Source organism: Sphingobium sp. UBA5915 (genome assembly GCF_002431195.1).
In the GTDB taxonomy this organism is placed as follows: domain Bacteria; phylum Pseudomonadota; class Alphaproteobacteria; order Sphingomonadales; family Sphingomonadaceae; genus Sphingobium; species Sphingobium soli.
Genome location: NZ_DJDV01000098.1, coordinates 45,833 through 60,914 on the forward strand (window position 1 = coordinate 45,833; position 15,082 = coordinate 60,914).

General features: G+C 62.5%; 19 protein-coding genes. 6 read left to right on the top strand and 13 right to left on the bottom strand.

All coding sequences use genetic code 11. The annotated features are described in order from the left end of the window. Positions 1 to 193 precede the first annotated feature (193 nt). From B2V90_RS17320 to B2V90_RS17380, 13 genes are all read right to left on the bottom strand, one after another. Positions 194 to 1,159 (bottom strand): TraU family protein, encoded by a 966-nt coding sequence (locus tag B2V90_RS17320; RefSeq protein WP_293922481.1) that lies wholly within the window; start codon positions 1,157 to 1,159, stop codon positions 194 to 196. Between the two features lie 47 nt (positions 1,160 to 1,206). Then, a complete protein-coding gene (locus B2V90_RS17325; protein WP_286867915.1) occupies positions 1,207 to 1,896 on the bottom strand; it encodes a conjugal transfer protein TraW in 690 nt (229 codons plus the stop codon). Then, complete coding sequence (locus B2V90_RS17330; RefSeq protein WP_286867913.1) at positions 1,886 to 2,119, bottom strand: hypothetical protein; 234 nt, start codon at positions 2,117 to 2,119, stop codon at positions 1,886 to 1,888. Before B2V90_RS17330 ends, B2V90_RS17325 begins: the two co-directional genes overlap by 11 nt. Then, positions 2,116 to 2,442 (bottom strand): hypothetical protein, encoded by a 327-nt coding sequence (locus B2V90_RS17335; protein ID WP_286867911.1) that lies wholly within the window; start codon positions 2,440 to 2,442, stop codon positions 2,116 to 2,118. The genes B2V90_RS17330 and B2V90_RS17335 overlap by 4 nt, the downstream gene beginning before the upstream one ends. Before the next feature lie 5 nt (positions 2,443 to 2,447). Next, positions 2,448 to 4,946 carry a TraC family protein gene (locus tag B2V90_RS17340; RefSeq protein ID WP_286867909.1) on the bottom strand — a complete coding sequence of 833 codons (2,499 nt, stop codon included), beginning with the start codon at positions 4,944 to 4,946 and terminating at the stop codon, positions 2,448 to 2,450. After that, positions 4,943 to 5,575 (bottom strand): TraV family lipoprotein, encoded by a 633-nt coding sequence (locus B2V90_RS17345; protein WP_286867907.1) that lies wholly within the window; start codon positions 5,573 to 5,575, stop codon positions 4,943 to 4,945. Before B2V90_RS17345 ends, B2V90_RS17340 begins: the two co-directional genes overlap by 4 nt. 35 nt (positions 5,576 to 5,610) lie before the next feature. Beyond that, positions 5,611 to 6,915, bottom strand: a complete 1,305-nt coding sequence (locus B2V90_RS17350; RefSeq protein WP_286867906.1) for a TraB/VirB10 family protein — start codon at positions 6,913 to 6,915, stop codon at positions 5,611 to 5,613. Next, complete coding sequence (locus B2V90_RS17355; protein ID WP_286867905.1) at positions 6,912 to 7,700, bottom strand: type-F conjugative transfer system secretin TraK; 789 nt, start codon at positions 7,698 to 7,700, stop codon at positions 6,912 to 6,914. Before B2V90_RS17355 ends, B2V90_RS17350 begins: the two co-directional genes overlap by 4 nt. Then, a complete protein-coding gene (locus B2V90_RS17360) occupies positions 7,690 to 8,289 on the bottom strand; it encodes a TraE/TraK family type IV conjugative transfer system protein (protein WP_198162974.1) in 600 nt (199 codons plus the stop codon). The genes B2V90_RS17355 and B2V90_RS17360 overlap by 11 nt, the downstream gene beginning before the upstream one ends. Before the next feature lie 41 nt (positions 8,290 to 8,330). After that, positions 8,331 to 8,597, bottom strand: a complete 267-nt coding sequence (locus B2V90_RS17365; RefSeq protein ID WP_066862426.1) for a type IV conjugative transfer system protein TraL — start codon at positions 8,595 to 8,597, stop codon at positions 8,331 to 8,333. Between the two features lie 107 nt (positions 8,598 to 8,704). Further along, positions 8,705 to 9,022 carry a hypothetical protein gene (locus tag B2V90_RS17370; RefSeq protein ID WP_286867900.1) on the bottom strand — a complete coding sequence of 106 codons (318 nt, stop codon included), beginning with the start codon at positions 9,020 to 9,022 and terminating at the stop codon, positions 8,705 to 8,707. Positions 9,023 to 9,209: 187 nt separating this feature from the next. Further along, positions 9,210 to 9,974, bottom strand: a complete 765-nt coding sequence (locus tag B2V90_RS17375; protein WP_286867898.1) for a DsbC family protein — start codon at positions 9,972 to 9,974, stop codon at positions 9,210 to 9,212. Further along, positions 9,958 to 10,275 carry a hypothetical protein gene (locus B2V90_RS17380; RefSeq protein WP_286867896.1) on the bottom strand — a complete coding sequence of 106 codons (318 nt, stop codon included), beginning with the start codon at positions 10,273 to 10,275 and terminating at the stop codon, positions 9,958 to 9,960. The genes B2V90_RS17375 and B2V90_RS17380 overlap by 17 nt, the downstream gene beginning before the upstream one ends. Positions 10,276 to 10,620: 345 nt before the next feature. On the opposite strand from B2V90_RS17380, the gene B2V90_RS17385 reads away from it, so the two are divergent. From B2V90_RS17385 to B2V90_RS17410, 6 genes are all read left to right on the top strand, one after another. Next, complete coding sequence (locus B2V90_RS17385; RefSeq protein WP_293922495.1) at positions 10,621 to 11,070, top strand: hypothetical protein; 450 nt, start codon at positions 10,621 to 10,623, stop codon at positions 11,068 to 11,070. Between the two features lie 111 nt (positions 11,071 to 11,181). Further along, positions 11,182 to 11,601: a helix-turn-helix domain-containing protein gene (locus tag B2V90_RS17390; protein ID WP_286867892.1), complete on the top strand. Its 420-nt coding sequence runs from the start codon at positions 11,182 to 11,184 to the stop codon at positions 11,599 to 11,601. Then, positions 11,601 to 12,233 carry a GntR family transcriptional regulator gene (locus B2V90_RS17395; protein WP_286867890.1) on the top strand — a complete coding sequence of 211 codons (633 nt, stop codon included), beginning with the start codon at positions 11,601 to 11,603 and terminating at the stop codon, positions 12,231 to 12,233. Before B2V90_RS17390 ends, B2V90_RS17395 begins: the two co-directional genes overlap by 1 nt. Positions 12,234 to 12,414: 181 nt before the next feature. Beyond that, entirely contained in the window at positions 12,415 to 12,555 is a 141-nt protein-coding gene (locus B2V90_RS17400) for a benenodin family lasso peptide (RefSeq protein WP_293922499.1), read from the top strand. Positions 12,556 to 12,612: 57 nt separating this feature from the next. Beyond that, positions 12,613 to 13,287, top strand: a complete 675-nt coding sequence (locus tag B2V90_RS17405; protein WP_286867888.1) for a lasso peptide biosynthesis B2 protein — start codon at positions 12,613 to 12,615, stop codon at positions 13,285 to 13,287. Continuing rightward, positions 13,284 to 15,068: an asparagine synthetase B family protein gene (locus tag B2V90_RS17410; protein WP_293922504.1), complete on the top strand. Its 1,785-nt coding sequence runs from the start codon at positions 13,284 to 13,286 to the stop codon at positions 15,066 to 15,068. The genes B2V90_RS17405 and B2V90_RS17410 overlap by 4 nt, the downstream gene beginning before the upstream one ends. The last annotated feature ends 14 nt before the right edge of the window (positions 15,069 to 15,082 follow it).

Sequence of the window (15,082 nt, forward strand, 5' to 3'; positions counted from 1 at the left end):
CAGGCGAAGAGGAAGCGCCGATCCCGTCGGGGGAGCGTTGCGGCCGCGCTGGCCGGGGGTGGAGCGACGCCGCCAGGGGGGCATAGCGGCGCCGCTCCGGTCCCGCGCGGAAGCCATCGGCCGTAGGGGCCTTGGCGAACAGACCTCCGGAATGGACGGCTGTCTCGCGCGGAACAGGGGGAAAGCGACCCGCTCATGGCACCGGTATCCCGGCGCAGCAGATCACCTTTTCGAAGAGCATGAACTGGGCGTTGTCCTTGCCCGGCGCATGCTTGGCCGAGGACCACAGCGCGCCCGGGCGGCCGATGTTGACGCACTTGCCGCCCTTCACCGGCTCCATGATCTGGAGCTTGTAGCGGGACTTGGTCCAGACGGGCTGCGGCACGAAAGAGCAGCCGTCCTCAGAGCTGATCGTGAGCGCGCCGAGGCGTCCCATCATGAAGACACCGCGTGCCGCGAGCCCCGCCCAGGCCTCGACGCTGTCGTCGAAATGGATGTCGCCGGCGATCGGATAGGTCGCACCCCACGAACCCATGCACCAGAACAGAGGGTCGACGACCTTCCCCGCAGCTGCCGCGGCGCTATCGCCCATGCAGGCGAGACCGGCGGCGGGATTCCCGAAAAGAATGCCTTCGGGCTGGATGATCGCGCCGAGCGTCCCCGACTGCCAGGTCGGCAGCACCTCGGTGATCATGGCGACGTCGAAGCCGTCATTCTCGAGGCACGGCAGGTCGGTAAACATGTCGAGCATCGCCCAGACCGGCGAGATGTAATAGTGCATCTGCGCGAACATCTTGCGGGTGTTGGTGCCGTCCGAAATGGATGACTGGCTCCCTTGCAGCTTGCCGCCGGTCGGTAGCAGGTCGGCGCCGAGCGCCATCATGCAGCCGGGTTCGGTCACGACATCGACCATCCGGTTCGGCGACCAGTAGGAGACCTTGACCCCGAACCAGAACTGGAGACCCTTGCGGCAGGCGCACAGAGGCTTGGACGAGGATTGTGCGTCGAGCGCCTTGTCGAGCTTGTCGAAACTTCCCACCCGGATGCCGCCGACCGTGATCGGAAAGATGCACGTCCAGCGCACCTTGGTGATCGGGTTGAAGACGGTGCCCGCCTCGCATTTGGAGGCATGGGCCTGACTCGGCCAGACGAGCGTCATCAGCAGGCCGATGACGAGTCCGGTGGCGAAGAAGGGAAGACGCCCGATCATCGCGTCGCCCCGTTCGCGGCAGTCGCGACAGTCCGGCTCTTCGGTCCATATTCGGTGAGGACGAGACGCGTGCCTGACTGCTCGACGACGACCGGAGCCACGGTGAGCCCCAGACGCTGCTTGACCCGCTCCTCCAGGATGTAGATCGCCCGGCCGGTCTTTTCGCTCAGATCGATCGCGTCGCCGTTCTGCTGTCCAAGCGCGGAGAGCAGGATGAAGTCGCTCGGGCGGGCATTGCGGAGCGCCCAGCCAAGGTCGCGCGGATGCACGACGACAAGGCGTTGGGGCAGCTTCACATAGGTCAGCGGATTGAAGGTGAAGCCCTTCGGGTAGAGCGTCTTGCCGCCCGGGAGCGTGATGCCGAAGTCGAGCGTGTAGAACGGGACGACGCTGCGCACACGATCGGCGCCGGCGACACCGAGCGGGGCCGCCTTGAGCGCGCTCCATTTGTCGCGCGGGCCGAACGCCTTGCTCATGTCGCTGGGCAGAGTCGCGACCTTGGCCTCGATCTCGGCAAGGGCATCGGGCTCCGCGATCGGCCAGGTCCGTCCAATCGTGCTGCGCGATTGGGCGCCGCCCAACGGGGCGGTCGCGGCGAATGCCGCAGCGACGGCCAGCGCATTGCCCGTCAGCAGCACAAGGGGGATCGGCCCGCGACGGACCCGTCGCAACAGATCAGCGGCCATGGCGTTGCCTCCAATGCTCTTCGGGAGGCTCGGGAACGCCGATGAGAGCGGCGACGAATGCGCAAAGCGCGAGTGGGGTCAGCAGCCAGATCAGCGTGCCGGCATCGCCGGTAAGCGACGGCGTCATCAGCAAGAGCGCGCTCTGGACCAGCATGAGCAGGAAGCCGCTGACGGTGAGCCGGATTGCCGATTGCGAGGGCGTGGAAGAGATAAGGCCGTTCATCGCCGTCTCCACCGGTGCAGACGGCTCATCAGCTTCGCGGTGCCCGCTGAGAGGCTCAGCAGCAGAAGGCCGGTCGCGAGGCAGGATGCGGCGACGATGAGCGAAGCGCGCAGTACCATCATGGTCGGCTGCTTGAGGAACAACCCGGCGACGAGCACCAGCAGTCCCATCATTGCCGTCTCGATCATCACGAGCCGGAAGCGCCACTGGAACGACTCCGCTTCGAACCGCTCCGCAAGTCGTTGCTCTACAATGATTTCGATGGCCTCGTTGTCGGACCAGTTGAGCGGAAGCTGATCGGGGTGCGGCCGATAGCGTGTCATGGCGGTCACGCTCCCACGAGGCCGGACGCGGCGGGCGCGCCCAGGATCTGCGAGGGCTCGACGCCGGCGAGGCGGCAGATCGCTTCGAGCGGCGAAAGCCCCTGGCGTAACAGTGCCTCGAAAGCGGCCACCTCGTCTGGCGCGGACGTGTTGATCCAGTAGGAGAAAGGATCGACCACGAGCCGCGCGATGCCGAGGCCCAGCGGCGAGTCGATGAACACCTCGCTATAATTGGGCTTCGAGTTGCGGACCGACTTCAGGAGATCGAGGACGAAGCCCGAATAGTCGAGGATCTTGTTGTCGACCGCGCGGTCATAGGTGGAGCCCTGCAGCAGGAACCGCGTCGCGGCGTTTTCAAGGATCACCTGGCCAGTGCCACCGAACAGCGTGAGGTCGTTCATCGACTGCAGCACGATGCCGAACGAACCGCGATACTTGCGCGCGCGTCGGTAGCCCTGCCCGAAGGCCTCGGCGAGGCGCGACAGGTCCTGCCCATCTGTCCGGGTCATGAACTGCGCGGCTTCGTCGCAGAGCACAAAGCGGGGACGGTCGCGCGCGGAGAGATAGAGTTCCTGCGTGACCGCGTTCACCACCACCATGACGATGACGTTGAAGAGGTCCGGCATCGCCTTGAGGCGCTCGAGTTCGAGCACAACGAATTCGTCGTTGCGGATGTCGAGGGTGGACGGCCCGTTGAAATAATGCCCGTAAGCGCCGCCCGAGCCGAAATCCCGCAGATTGAAAGCGAGCTCCCGTGAGGTCGGCACTAGGTGTTCAACGCGGTCGAGATCGGTCTCGACGAGCGAGGGATAGGTGCCGAGCCATTCGCGCACGGCGTCGATGCCATGATCGGCCCTCCCCGTATCGATCGTCCATTGGACGGCGGACTTGAGGAGGTTCCATTCCGATGTGGTCACGCCCTTGCGGGTCGAAGCGTTCGCCATCTCGGCGACGATCGCGACCGCCATGGTGATCGCCGACTGCTTGTCATCGCCGTCGAGCGCGAGCCCCATATCGAAGGGATTTAGAACCAGATGCTCTTCGCCGATGTCGATATAGCGGCCCGAGCAGAGCGTGCAGAGTTTCCGGTAGCTCCCGCCGATATCGATGATCCGGATCAGCGCACCATTGGCGTAATATTGCTGGCAGAGATTGTTGAGCAGGAAGCTCTTGCCAGCACCACTCTCGGCCGAAACGACGAAGTTGTAGTTGTTGATCCTGGGGTCGAAGAGATCGAGCGTAACGAGCTGGCCCTTGCGGCCCGTATAGAGAAGCGCCGGGCGCCCGCCGCCGCGGAAGTCGGTCTGGATCGGCGCCATCAACACTGCCGCCTTCACCGGCATGCGGAAGTCCCGTTCGAGCAGGCGGAGCGTCGTTCGGTCGGGGTAGAGCCCGAACGGCAGGCTCATCACCAGCAGCGTCGGGTTGAGATAGCTCTCCTCCTGCATCGAGAAGGGCAGGGGTTCGCCCTCCCAAAGGCGCTTGGCGCGTGCTGCAAGGTCGCGGGCATGCGCGCGGTCGCGGCCGAACACCCAGATCGTCGGGATCACGCGGACGAACTTGCTATTGCCCGCCTCGTCCAGGATCCAGCCGATCTCCTCGATCTGCTTGCCGACCTCGACGGCGAACGAGCCCGCGGCCTTCTGCGCCGAGAGTATCTGCGCGCGCTTGTGGATCTCGAACTGCGAATGATCGAACAAGATGTTGAGCGTGTAGAGGAAAGGGCCGCCGATCTGGTCGCTGTCTTCCGAGGCGCCACGCATGCCGCCCATGAGGCGGTTGGCGCGCTCGGCTGTGATGCGCCGGGCCGGTGCCTTGGGCGTCAGACAACGAGCGACCTGGTTGCCCAGGAACACCTCCGCGCCTTCGAACACGAGATCCGGACCCGCATCGATGATCTGCTTGGCGATCGGCGGCGCGCCTGTGGTCGTGCCGTCTGCAAAGACGCCCGGTGCCGGATCGGCGACGCCGTTGAAGACGCGCCGGTAGAAGGCGACCATCTCCTCGGGCGGTAACCGGCGGATGCCGAGCTTCGACAATTGCTCCTCGACCTGGCGGCGCAGATCCTCGCCCAGCGGTCGGCGCGTCTTGATTGAAAGCAGCGTGCGGAAATTGCGAACCGGGATACCGTGCAAGGCCTTGAGCCCATGCCGCCCTTCGCTGAGATAAGCGTGGGTGTGACGTGCGGAGGCCTGAATGAGCGGATCGTCGCGGGTCTTCAAATCGAGAAAAGCGTCGAGCGCGTCGTCGATCAGCGGGTCCGCGAAGGTGTGGAGCTGCAGGACCGTCCCGTCGGGGAAGTGGATATTGAGCAGCCCCTGCAAAGCGCCCTGCACATGGGCGAACATATAGGCGGTGGGCACGAGCTCCCAGGCATGGCCCCAGGTGTCGTCGATGCAGAGGAACGCCTCGGTCTCCTCCTCCCACGCAACGAGCGGAAGATAGTCCGAAAAGCTGTCGCGCCGCACGGCGTTGCGAAGACGCGCATAGCTGAGGCCGCTCATGGCTGATGCTCCGGCACCGGCGGCACGATGGCTGGTGCAGGCGAGGAAGCCGGCGCGGGCTCAGCATCGGGCGCAGCGGCATCGCGAACCTGCCCGAGGATTGGGGCCTGAGACGCGCGATCGGGCGCGGCGACAAGTGCGCCGCCCACGACCCAAACGGGCTTGTCGACCACCGAATAGACGTAGCGTGGCATGTAGAGCCGGTCCGGGCGCTGCCGATCGGCATAAGGCAGGATCAGCGTGCGGACGGTCTGCGCGGGCTTGAGCATCGGCGTGACCGGAGCTTCGATCAGACCTTTCAACTCGCGATAGACGCTGTCGCGATAGCTGCCATAGGCGTTGCCCGCGCTTCCGCCCCGCGATCGGGAACCAACTCGGTCGGCGTCCTGCCGGCGCAGCATGGCGCGGTCATTGGTGACCTTGGGGTCAGACTTCGAGACGACCCCGGCGACTGCGTCTTCATACGCCCGATCGGGATGGATGCATTGGCCGTGGTCGCTATTCTTGCAGTCGAACTTCTCCGAATAGGGCGACATCATCGAACCGACGGTCGCGCATCCACCCAAACCCACGAGCAGGCCGAGCGAGAGCAGAGACCGAAGCAGAGACTGGTGTGCCAGCGCGGGCATGGCGGAACCTCCTGTAAGATGGCGGGCGCGTCGCATCAGAATTTGCCTCCGACAGACGGCTTGATCTCGAGGGCGAGGCCTTCCTGAATGACGACCACGACATCCTTGGCCGCGCCCACTTCGACCACCGGGCCGGCTTGGCGGGCGAGATCGAGATAGAAATCGGTGAGCTTGTCCGACGACTTGGAGAGCCCGCCGGCAACTCCCGACTTGACGGCGTCGCCCGCGTCGAGACTGCGCACGCTGCCAAGCGCCGAGGTAGAGAGGCTACCGAACGTGCCCTCGACCGACTGCGAAATGCCGGCGATCGTGCCCGCGATGAACGAACGCGCGAGCGTCGCACCGGCGCGCGTCACCACCTTCCCGGAGAGGCCCTTCTTTCCATCGGCGTCGACGAAGAAGCCCTTGATCGCTTGGTCGACCACCGCGTGACTCTCGAAATCGACGCACGAGATCGAGACGAGCTGGATCTCGACCCGCTCCTTGGCGAGGCTTCCGGTCGCGTTACCGATCACGAAGCAGCCGGCGAGATTGGCCTTCACTTCGTTGGGGAGCACAGCGGGCGCCTGGACCCGGGCGATGATCGGCTCGGGATTACTGGTCGCGTCCCGGCTTGCCAGCGCGTCGATACCGGTCAGCAGCCGCGCCTTCATGAAACCAGGTGGCAAATAAATCGTCCGCTTCCCTTTTTTTGACGCGGCCCCGCCGCCCGCGCCTCCCTCCGCCGTTTGCGTTGCGGTCGCCGCGCCGATCGCGCCGACCTGCCGTTCCGTGGGCGGCGCAGGCGGGGCCGCTGGGGCAGCCGGAGCACTAGGCGGCGCCGGGATTTCGTCGGCCGCACCCCTGGCCTCGGGAGGAGCCGGCGGGTAGGCGGGGGCTTCGCCGGGAAGGGCAGGCGGAAGGTCGCCGTCGCCGCCCGCGCTTTGGGCGTGGCCCGTGCCGGCGGCACCCGGGACCACCTTGCCTTCCTCGATCGCGGTCACCCGATCTCCCAGCAGGGTCTGTCCGTCGAGGATCTTCTGGAGATCACCGCGCAGCTTCACCTCGAGGCTATCGCCGCGTAGGCCCGCGCCCATGTCGAGATTGGAAGCCTGGGGCGCCTTGGGCGCCTCCTTCTGGCCGCTGGTGCTCGCCGTATAGAGACCGAGGCCAAGCAGTGCGATCGTCGATACGACACCCAGCTGCTTGGCGCGCAACTTCTGGTCGGAACTTAGCTTCGACCACTGCGCCGGCAGATCGAGCAGGGCCGGACGCTGAGTATTCGTCGTCTCGTTGACGTCGCCACCCTGTCGGGCCGACGGTCCTGCCTCTCCCTGAGGGTTCTCTTCCGGCGCGGTCATGGCTGGACACTCCGGCGGACGACGATCAGCCTGGCGGTCTCGTTGGGACCCAGCGTCAGCCGGTCGATCGTGATGGCAAAGATGTCGTCCCCAAGCGCCGTATCGAGGAAATCGCGTTCATCGAGCGTGATCGCGACGCTCGAACGGACCAGATATTCACTGACCGAAAGCCCCGCGCCCTCGACCTCGAGACGCCGCCGCTCGCTCAGCGACGCTGTGGGAAGGTCGACAAGGGCGAGCCTGTCGCGCGAAGGCGCGACCTCGGAAAATGACGCGGGCACCCGGTCCTGCAGGATCGCAAGCGCAATCCCGACTGCCCGCTCTTCCTCCACCAGCGGTCCCAGAAGCGCCTCATTGGCACGCGCACGCTGCGCGCCGCCTGGGACCAGTGTCACGGTCTGGGCCGGAATGTCGGCGGGCTCGGCGTAGAGCGGATAGATAGCGCCGTTACACGAGACGAAGAATTCGGACGGAGTCGTCACATAGGTACGCGTCTTCGTGCTACCTGGCGCCGCACTCGGATCTTCGGTTTCGAGGACGAGGAACTTGATCCAGGCGTCCGATCCACCGCGCTCTACCGCGAGGCCCTTCTCGGCCGAGAATTTGACGTCGTCGATATCGCCGCCGACGCACACGACATGATTGACGTCGCGATTGGAGAGCCGGACGCGGCTCGTCTGGTCGGGAAGCGCCGCGATCGACTGGGCGAAGGCGGGGACGGAAGCGGGCAGGGACGCGACGAACGCCCCCGCGAGGCAAGCGAGCCTCAAGCGGTTACCGGACATCGGCACTGAAGTTCTCCTCCTGGAGGGCGGTCAGCCAGAAGCGGCCGTTCTCGAGCGCGTAGCGAATGCGCAGATTTCCGCGGAATTTGCGGATCACGCCGCCGATCACGCGGACCTTTTCGACAGGGACGAGGATTTCGCTGCCCGTCCAGGTGACGGGCTGGTCGCCGCGGATATAGGTCGCGATCGAGAGCGTCGGATTGTTGCCGAGCTCGTCGAGCAGTCGGTTCAGGCTGTCGCGCAGGCCGTTGTACGCGCTGGGATGCGCGATCCGCAGCAGCTCCTGGAACTGCCGGTCCGCCGAATAAGCGGAATAGGTGCCGGCGAGACCGACGATGTTGAAGGTAATCGAGCGGAGATAACTCTCCGACGGCTTGTTCCCCGTCACATAGAGGTCGCCGTCCGCGCCGAAGGGCACGACCACGGTGCGCGTGTTCTGGTTCGAGGTATAGATGAGAGTGCCGAGCACCGCAGTGATACCGAACAAGCCGGCGATCGCCACCTTGAGCAGCCGATTCTCTTCGAACAGGTTGGCCGATCCCTGCAAATAGCGATGCAGGTGCCAGCTCGGGCGAGTGTCGCCGATCATGTCGGCCGCTGCCTTGCGTCGGAACGGATGTGCCATCTCGCCTACTCGAAGAAGCGGGTCTGGGTGGGACCCGGATAGTTGCGGAAGCGGGCAAGGCCCCAGCGCCAGGCCAGGTGCGGGATGAACCCGCGCGGCTTGGTCCGCTTCCAGGGAATGAAGAGGAGAAGAGCGCCGAGGAGCGACCAGCCGATGATCCCGCCGACGATGACCGCGACGAAGATCACGCTCATCACGACGATGAACTCCTGACTGTCGAACCAGAGGATCTGGACCGGCCGGTGCAGGAACTGCGGAAGTCGTTCGTCCACGCCCTTCTCCCTTGCTTCACCACGCTGCTGAGCGTGGTCATCGGAAGGCGACCATCACCTTCCGTTCCGGCGGACGGGCGCCGGCGGACCGGCCACCCGTCCTGTCTTCAGATCAGCATGCCGAAGGTCTGGAGGATCGAATCCGCCTTGATGAGGCAGACCGCCGCCACGATCGTCGGGATGCCGATCATGATGTTCGAGAAGAGCCGCGAGACGCCGAACAGGAAGGCGGCGACGCCGCCCACGAAGCCGAGCGGTCCTTTCACGCCCTGGTTCACGACGATGTCGTAGATGTCGTAACCAAGGTCGCCAGCAGCCGGCGCCTGGAAGGCGTAGGCGACGCTCGTGCCAGCGATCGCGGCCAGAAGGAAAAGGACGGCCGCGTCGATCGTGCGGAACGTCCTTCCCCGAAGCAAAGTGAACATATTCAGTCTCCTTATGGTCACCAGAGCCGTCCAGATCATGCTTGCCGGTACCGATTGGTGGTCGTGTCCGGCCGGCGGCTTCGCTGGACGGCCCCTGGAGGCGCGCTGCCGCCGGCATCCCGGTCCTCGCCGGCACGGCGACCGCCGCGCTCGTGCGAGATCCGCCAAAGTCGTAGGGGCCGACCCTTCAGGGGCTGGGCTTGGGTTTCCGGCTTTCGGTCTCGAGAAACGCTTCGAGTTCGGCTTGCTGGAAGCCCGAAACGAGTTTGCCGTCGACGAAGAGCGTCGGCGTGCCCGAGATGCCCATCTTGCGGACGGTCTCGGCGTCGCGAGCGACCTTCTCGGCGCCGGGACGGCATTTGTGCAGCGCGGCAGGCTGAGCACCGGAGTAGACGGATTTGAAGGCCGCCTGCTGATCCGGGGAGCAGAGGATATGCTCGGCCTTTGCCGCCGCCTGTGGGTGAATACCGCTCACGAAGTAGACGAGACGCTGGACCGGTCTCCCCTCGGCTTCCTTGGTCAGCCAGAAGCGTTCGAGCGCCTGGCAATAGGGACAGTCGGGATCGGTGAACTCGATGACCTTGGGCGCGCCCGCAGGCCCTATCACAAGGGCCTCTGCGGGATTGATCGCGCCCAGTCGCTTCCTTGCGCCCGCATCCTGCGCCAGAGCCGTCAGGTTGACACCGTTTTTGTCGTAGATCGCCGCGAAGAGGAGATGCTGGCTCTCCGGCGCGAAATAGATGACTCGTCCACCCGCAATAGCCTGATATATTGGACCGCTGACGGGCGCCGGACCGAAGTCCTCGAAGGTCAGATTGGTGAAGGTCTGGCGCAATTGACGCTGAGCCTCCGCGGCCGCCGCCGTGAGCGGCTCGGCGCTGGTTTCTTGCGCATGGGCGGGGGCCGATGCGCAAAGTAGCGCAGCCAGGATCAGTTTACCGCTGCGCGACATCGGATGACTCCGGACGAACGAGGGAGGTGCGCGCGAAAATTCGCCAGTCGAGAGTGAGCGAGTTTCCGAGTTTGATCGCCGCCGAGAGGGGCAACGGTGCCGCTGCAGGCGGAGGCGGGACAGAGTTGGTCTTCTCGCGGATCGAGAAGCCCGCCTCGTTCTGGACGATCGCGAGCCCAGCGGTACGGGCGCAAGGGTAGCCTTCCGCGTCGGGACGATAGGTTTGGGCGCTGGCGGGGTTGGCGCCGATGACCAGCAGAAGGGCTCCTGCAAGCATGGGCGGGGAGCATGGAAAGTCCATGGCACGCGTCTCCTCGTGGCGCCGCAAGGCGCTCGGGTTTGGGGTTTGGCTAGTCCGGGCGGCGAAGCTGGAGCTTAGGCTCGTGGTCTCCGTCGATCCGGTACGTCCTAAGCAATGACCATCACGAAAGCCTGCCGCAATAGGCAGGGCACTGAAGTGCCGAAGCGGCGAAACAAAGCATAAGAGGAGCAGAATCGGTCAGTGGAGATGACAAGCGCGCCGAAGAACAGTTTTAGGCACAAGCGGCATTATAATGCCGCTTGTGCCTCGCTTCGTCGTGGAAATGCACCTGTTCGGGAACGCGAACGGGTGTTCGAGCGCTAGTTTTGGCATGGGAAGAGAGCGATGGGTCGAGCACGACGCAGCTTTAAGCTCCGGCTTTCACCGGCCGGATTGGACGTTCTGATAGATTCCCATTGCCATCTGATTCGCGTCACGCGGTCGCTTATCGCCTGGGGAACCACGCTCCACGTCGCGATCGAGTATCTGAACAGCATGCCCACCGATGAGATCATCGATCAACTGAGCGGGCAGGAGGTGAGTTGGCTCGGGGGAGGAGAGGAACATCACGTCGGCGCCTCGTGCCAGCTGTGGGACATCGCAACCAGCATCACCGAGCGTATCCAGCAGGACTCGCCTAAAGCGAGGCAACCCACTTTGGGCACAATCTACATCGTGGCGCTCCTGCAGGTCACAAAAGCGGACCAGCGTGCATTGCTGCGAGCTTTTGATCGCGCACTGCAATCGGGGGCAAGAACACCGGCCTCACGCGATGCCAATGATCTTGTTGGGTAAATCCCGACAAGTTGGCCGAGGTTCCGTTTGACAGTGGTGGTAAGTACACCTTAGCCTCAAAACCAATGGAATTGCCTTGGCGGGCGGTATCTCCCGTAAGGAGACACGGATATGTCGCATCAATTGGCGACTTCCGTTGCTGAAAGTCCGATCCTGTATGTCAAGGTACTGTCAGGGCGGCAAATAGAAGAGGCACGGAAGAAACGGCGCCTGACGCAACGCGATCTGGCGCGCGAGCTTGGCATGGGTGTGCGCTGGCTTCGCGAGATCGAAGCCGGTAACCCACGCTCTCGGCTGGATGACCATCTGGCTTGCGCCTATCGGCTAGAGCTGTCGACGGGCCATATCCTCATCCCGCTTCTCTTCGCGGGGCAGAAGATGTGCTTTCCGCGGCAGCTCGCGATGGGCGACCTCAGCGATCTCGAGCGCCTGTGCATCGAGATGATTGCGCAGCGAAATCTGGATCACCTGACCCAGGCTCTTACCCCCGCGTGGACGACCCCCCTGGTCCCGGCAGGAGCTGGGCTGTGATGTCGGCAATGGACCGTCCATTGCAGGAGCGCGTCTATCACGGCCTGAAAGCCGACTACTTGGCCGGCCATTTCGTCCCGGGCAAACGGATCGACATCCAAGACCTTGCCAACCGGCATCACTCAAGCAAGACCCCTGTTCGCGAGGCGGCTTTCATTTTCGTCGGTGAAGGACTTTTCATGCACCATGAAGATGGGGGATTCCTGGTTCCGATCCCTGAGCCTCTTGAACTCATAGAGCTTCTTGGGTGGCACATGCAGCTGATAATGGCGTGTATGTCCGGCCTGAGAGAACCTGCGCTCCGACGCGCGCTTCAGCAATATTCGAATATGGCTCAGGATGCCTCCGCGGTGGATTTGGCATTGCGGGCAATGGAGATCTTCACATCGTTGGCGGATGCAAGTGGGAATAGCCAAGCATCAATCCACGTCCGTCGTTTGAACGAACGACTCCACTACACGAGAATTGCGGATGCCATTGAACCCAAGATTGCCGAAAAGGAACTTTCGGCTCTGACCAGCCCTCGGGTAGCCGATTTCCGAAGAGCTGTGCGAAGGAGAATAGAAGCATACCATTTGAGGAAAATTTGCCATCAACGACATATTGTCCAGACCGGAGAGGCGTCGCGATAACTCAATAAGCTCAATCAGTTAATATGAGAACCGCAGAGGCAGCCTTTCGCGGACAGCGGCTCCGCCGTCTTCCTCAGAATATCGCGCCAACCTGTCTCGATATATTTCCCCCATCATGAAGCGCAACGCGGCTACTTTCAACTGCCGCGAGTTCTCGCGGTTGTTGAAGAGGAGAAGTGTCATGGAACGGAATGGCGAACTTAACGTCGACGAGCTGATCGACCTCGGCTCGGTGGTCGCCGAGACAAAGGGCGGCGCGATGAGCGGCGACGACAGCATCCTTCAGAAGCAGCAGACCGGCATCGGGCTCGAGGACGACTGAAGGCGGTGGCGCGCGCCGTCAATGGCGCGCGCCATACTTCCGGGAAGGGCGTTTTACATGCGCTATCAATTGAGGGAAGGCCTCTTCCACTGCATCGCGGGACAAAGTGTCATCTTCCTTGATCTGCCCAAAAACCGATATTTCGCGCTGCCCGCGCCATCCACGCAAGCCTTCAGACACCTCGTAGCCCGAAACGGCGAGAAATTCGTTGGGGCTGAGGAGGCTCTTTCATCGCTTATTGAGGCCGGGTATCTCATAGAAGATCCGGTGTCAGGCGGCAACTTCAATAATCCGGCGATCGAAATTGCAAGCGATGCTATACTAGAAAGCAATCAAAGGAAATTTGCGGTCTGGGAGTTTCTCGTCGCGTTGTATTGGGAACTGCTGACCTCCCTGAAGTTGAGGTTGTTTCCCTTATCCTCCATACTCGAACGTATTGGCATATCGCGAGGTGCTCAAGGTTCCGGCGAGGAGATGGGCGAGGTGCAAATAGCCCGCTGGGTGTCCGCCTTTGACCAGACCGCACTCATTCTTGGTCGGACGGATCGATGTCTTGTTCGGTCGCTGGCCATGTTCTCCATCTTACGCGGACACGGTGTTTCAGCGGCTCTAGTTATAGGAGTGCGATCAGACCCATTTTCGGCCCACGCATGGGTGCAACATGACGACATCGTGCTGAATGACTCTGTAGATCAAATTAATAACTACGCGCCGATCTTGGTGCTCCGATGACAGTACGCTATTTCTCCATATTGGGCCGGAGGGCGCAACCTGTTCGGCACATCGTTGGGGCTCTCCCGCCGCATCTGCAATGGCACCCTATCGCAGCTCATTCCTTGTTGGCAGTCAGTAATCCCAAAGAGCTAATTACACTTCCAGGCACTACGGGTTTTCTGATCGGCACGCTGTTCCGTCGCCACGGCTCCGCAGAACCTGTATATCGGTTTGATGCCGACGACGTCGAAGCAATCGAAGCGACGCAAGGCCAACACATTATAGACCGCTTCTGGGGGCGCTATGTCGCTGTCATTCGCACGCCGGGTCACTTACTCGTACTCCGAGACCCATCTGGTGCTTTGCCCTGCTACTATACGGTTTCCCGAGATGAATTGGTACTGACGTCCGACCCTTCGACACTCGCCACGGCAACTGGATTTGTACCGGAGCTAGATCGTCCGCAATTGGCCAGGGCGCTCGCACTTGGAGGATTTCCAGAAGAACGCACCGCACTTGAGGACGTGCGCCAGATTCTACCCGGCATGAGCTTACAAGTTCAGCGGGCCGACGTCTCGACGAAGATATGTTGGGACCCTTGGAGATTTGCATGCGAACAGTCAGACCGGAGCATCGAGGATCACGCTGAAGGACTTCGTCGAGTGACACAACTCTGCGTAAGCGGATCGGCGAAAGCTGGAGCGCGCTCTCTTTTGGGCGTCTCCGGGGGACTTGACTCCTCGATCGTGGCTGCTTGCCTCCACTCCTCTGAGAACGATTTTGCGTGCGTCACTCTTAAAACTGATGATCCTCTGGGAGATGAACGCTCATACGCTCGCGCCCTCGCTTCTCATCTGGGCCGGCAGCTTTTCGAGGAGAGCTATGCTCTGGAAGATGTCGACTTAGACAAGTCATCGGTCTGTCACTTGCCGAAGCCATGCGGTCGCTTGGATACGCAAGCGTACGATGCAGCGGTGGTGCGCGTCGCGAGGCAGATTGATGCCAAGGCAATTTTCACAGGTAACGGCGGTGACAACGTATTTTATATGAGCCACTCGGCCCGGCCGGTGGCGGACCAATTCCTAGCAAATGGCTTTTCCCCCGCTCTTCTGACAACCGTTCGCGATATCTCGAGGTTGACTGGGGCAACTGGGGCGCGAGTGATCTTGCAAGCGGTTCGTGCGTGGCGAAATTCGTCTGACGGCTACGTGTGGAGAACCGACCCGGCATTTCTGTCGGACACGGTGATCGACGATGTTGTTTCTCATCCAGTTCATCATCCTTGGCTGGAGCAACCAAGGGGTTGCCGGCTGCCGGCAAAGGCTGCGCACGTCGCGATGCTCATTCGTATGCACCACTCCCTCGACGCCTATCGCGAACGGGGCGGCATATCGGTTCTCCATCCGCTGGCGTCCCAACCCCTACTGGAGTTCTGCTTACAGATCCCCGCCTGGCAGCAGTGTTACCAAGGCGTTGACAGGTCCGTTGCGCGGAAAGCTTTCCGCCACGCGCTTCCCGAAGTCGTTGTCGATCGCACGACGAAGGGTGGTCCACAAGGCTTCAGCTTCCAGATATTTCACCACTATCGAAACGAGATTAAGGAAAGGCTGCTTGACGGTTATCTCGCGAATGAGAGGATTGTCGAACGATCCGCACTAGAAACGGTGTTTCGCCCAGGGCATCCGACGAGCGCTGCGGAGATCACGCGGCTACTGATGTTGGTCGATACCGAGGCATGGGTGCGGCATTGGCGTTCGTTTGGCGAAAAATCGACTTTTCCGCATACCGATGTGGCGTGACTTAACGGCATCAC

Coding starts and splice junctions, on each gene's coding strand:
- B2V90_RS17370 (WP_286867900.1), bottom strand. CDS start 9,022: ATGTTCACTTTGCTTCGGGGAAGGACGTTCCGCACGATCGACGCGGCC.
- B2V90_RS17395 (WP_286867890.1), top strand. CDS start 11,601: ATGTCGGCAATGGACCGTCCATTGCAGGAGCGCGTCTATCACGGCCTG.
- B2V90_RS17375 (WP_286867898.1), bottom strand. CDS start 9,974: ATGTCGCGCAGCGGTAAACTGATCCTGGCTGCGCTACTTTGCGCATCG.
- B2V90_RS17390 (WP_286867892.1), top strand. CDS start 11,182: ATGTCGCATCAATTGGCGACTTCCGTTGCTGAAAGTCCGATCCTGTAT.
- B2V90_RS17400 (WP_293922499.1), top strand. CDS start 12,415: ATGGAACGGAATGGCGAACTTAACGTCGACGAGCTGATCGACCTCGGC.
- B2V90_RS17335 (WP_286867911.1), bottom strand. CDS start 2,442: ATGACACGCTATCGGCCGCACCCCGATCAGCTTCCGCTCAACTGGTCC.
- B2V90_RS17360 (WP_198162974.1), bottom strand. CDS start 8,289: ATGATCGGCGACACTCGCCCGAGCTGGCACCTGCATCGCTATTTGCAG.
- B2V90_RS17325 (WP_286867915.1), bottom strand. CDS start 1,896: ATGGCCGCTGATCTGTTGCGACGGGTCCGTCGCGGGCCGATCCCCCTT.
- B2V90_RS17330 (WP_286867913.1), bottom strand. CDS start 2,119: ATGAACGGCCTTATCTCTTCCACGCCCTCGCAATCGGCAATCCGGCTC.
- B2V90_RS17380 (WP_286867896.1), bottom strand. CDS start 10,275: ATGGACTTTCCATGCTCCCCGCCCATGCTTGCAGGAGCCCTTCTGCTG.
- B2V90_RS17320 (WP_293922481.1), bottom strand. CDS start 1,159: ATGACGCTCGTCTGGCCGAGTCAGGCCCATGCCTCCAAATGCGAGGCG.
- B2V90_RS17345 (WP_286867907.1), bottom strand. CDS start 5,575: ATGCCCGCGCTGGCACACCAGTCTCTGCTTCGGTCTCTGCTCTCGCTC.
- B2V90_RS17410 (WP_293922504.1), top strand. CDS start 13,284: ATGACAGTACGCTATTTCTCCATATTGGGCCGGAGGGCGCAACCTGTT.
- B2V90_RS17355 (WP_286867905.1), bottom strand. CDS start 7,700: ATGTCCGGTAACCGCTTGAGGCTCGCTTGCCTCGCGGGGGCGTTCGTC.
- B2V90_RS17405 (WP_286867888.1), top strand. CDS start 12,613: ATGCGCTATCAATTGAGGGAAGGCCTCTTCCACTGCATCGCGGGACAA.
- B2V90_RS17350 (WP_286867906.1), bottom strand. CDS start 6,915: ATGACCGCGCCGGAAGAGAACCCTCAGGGAGAGGCAGGACCGTCGGCC.
- B2V90_RS17340 (WP_286867909.1), bottom strand. CDS start 4,946: ATGAGCGGCCTCAGCTATGCGCGTCTTCGCAACGCCGTGCGGCGCGAC.
- B2V90_RS17385 (WP_293922495.1), top strand. CDS start 10,621: ATGGGTCGAGCACGACGCAGCTTTAAGCTCCGGCTTTCACCGGCCGGA.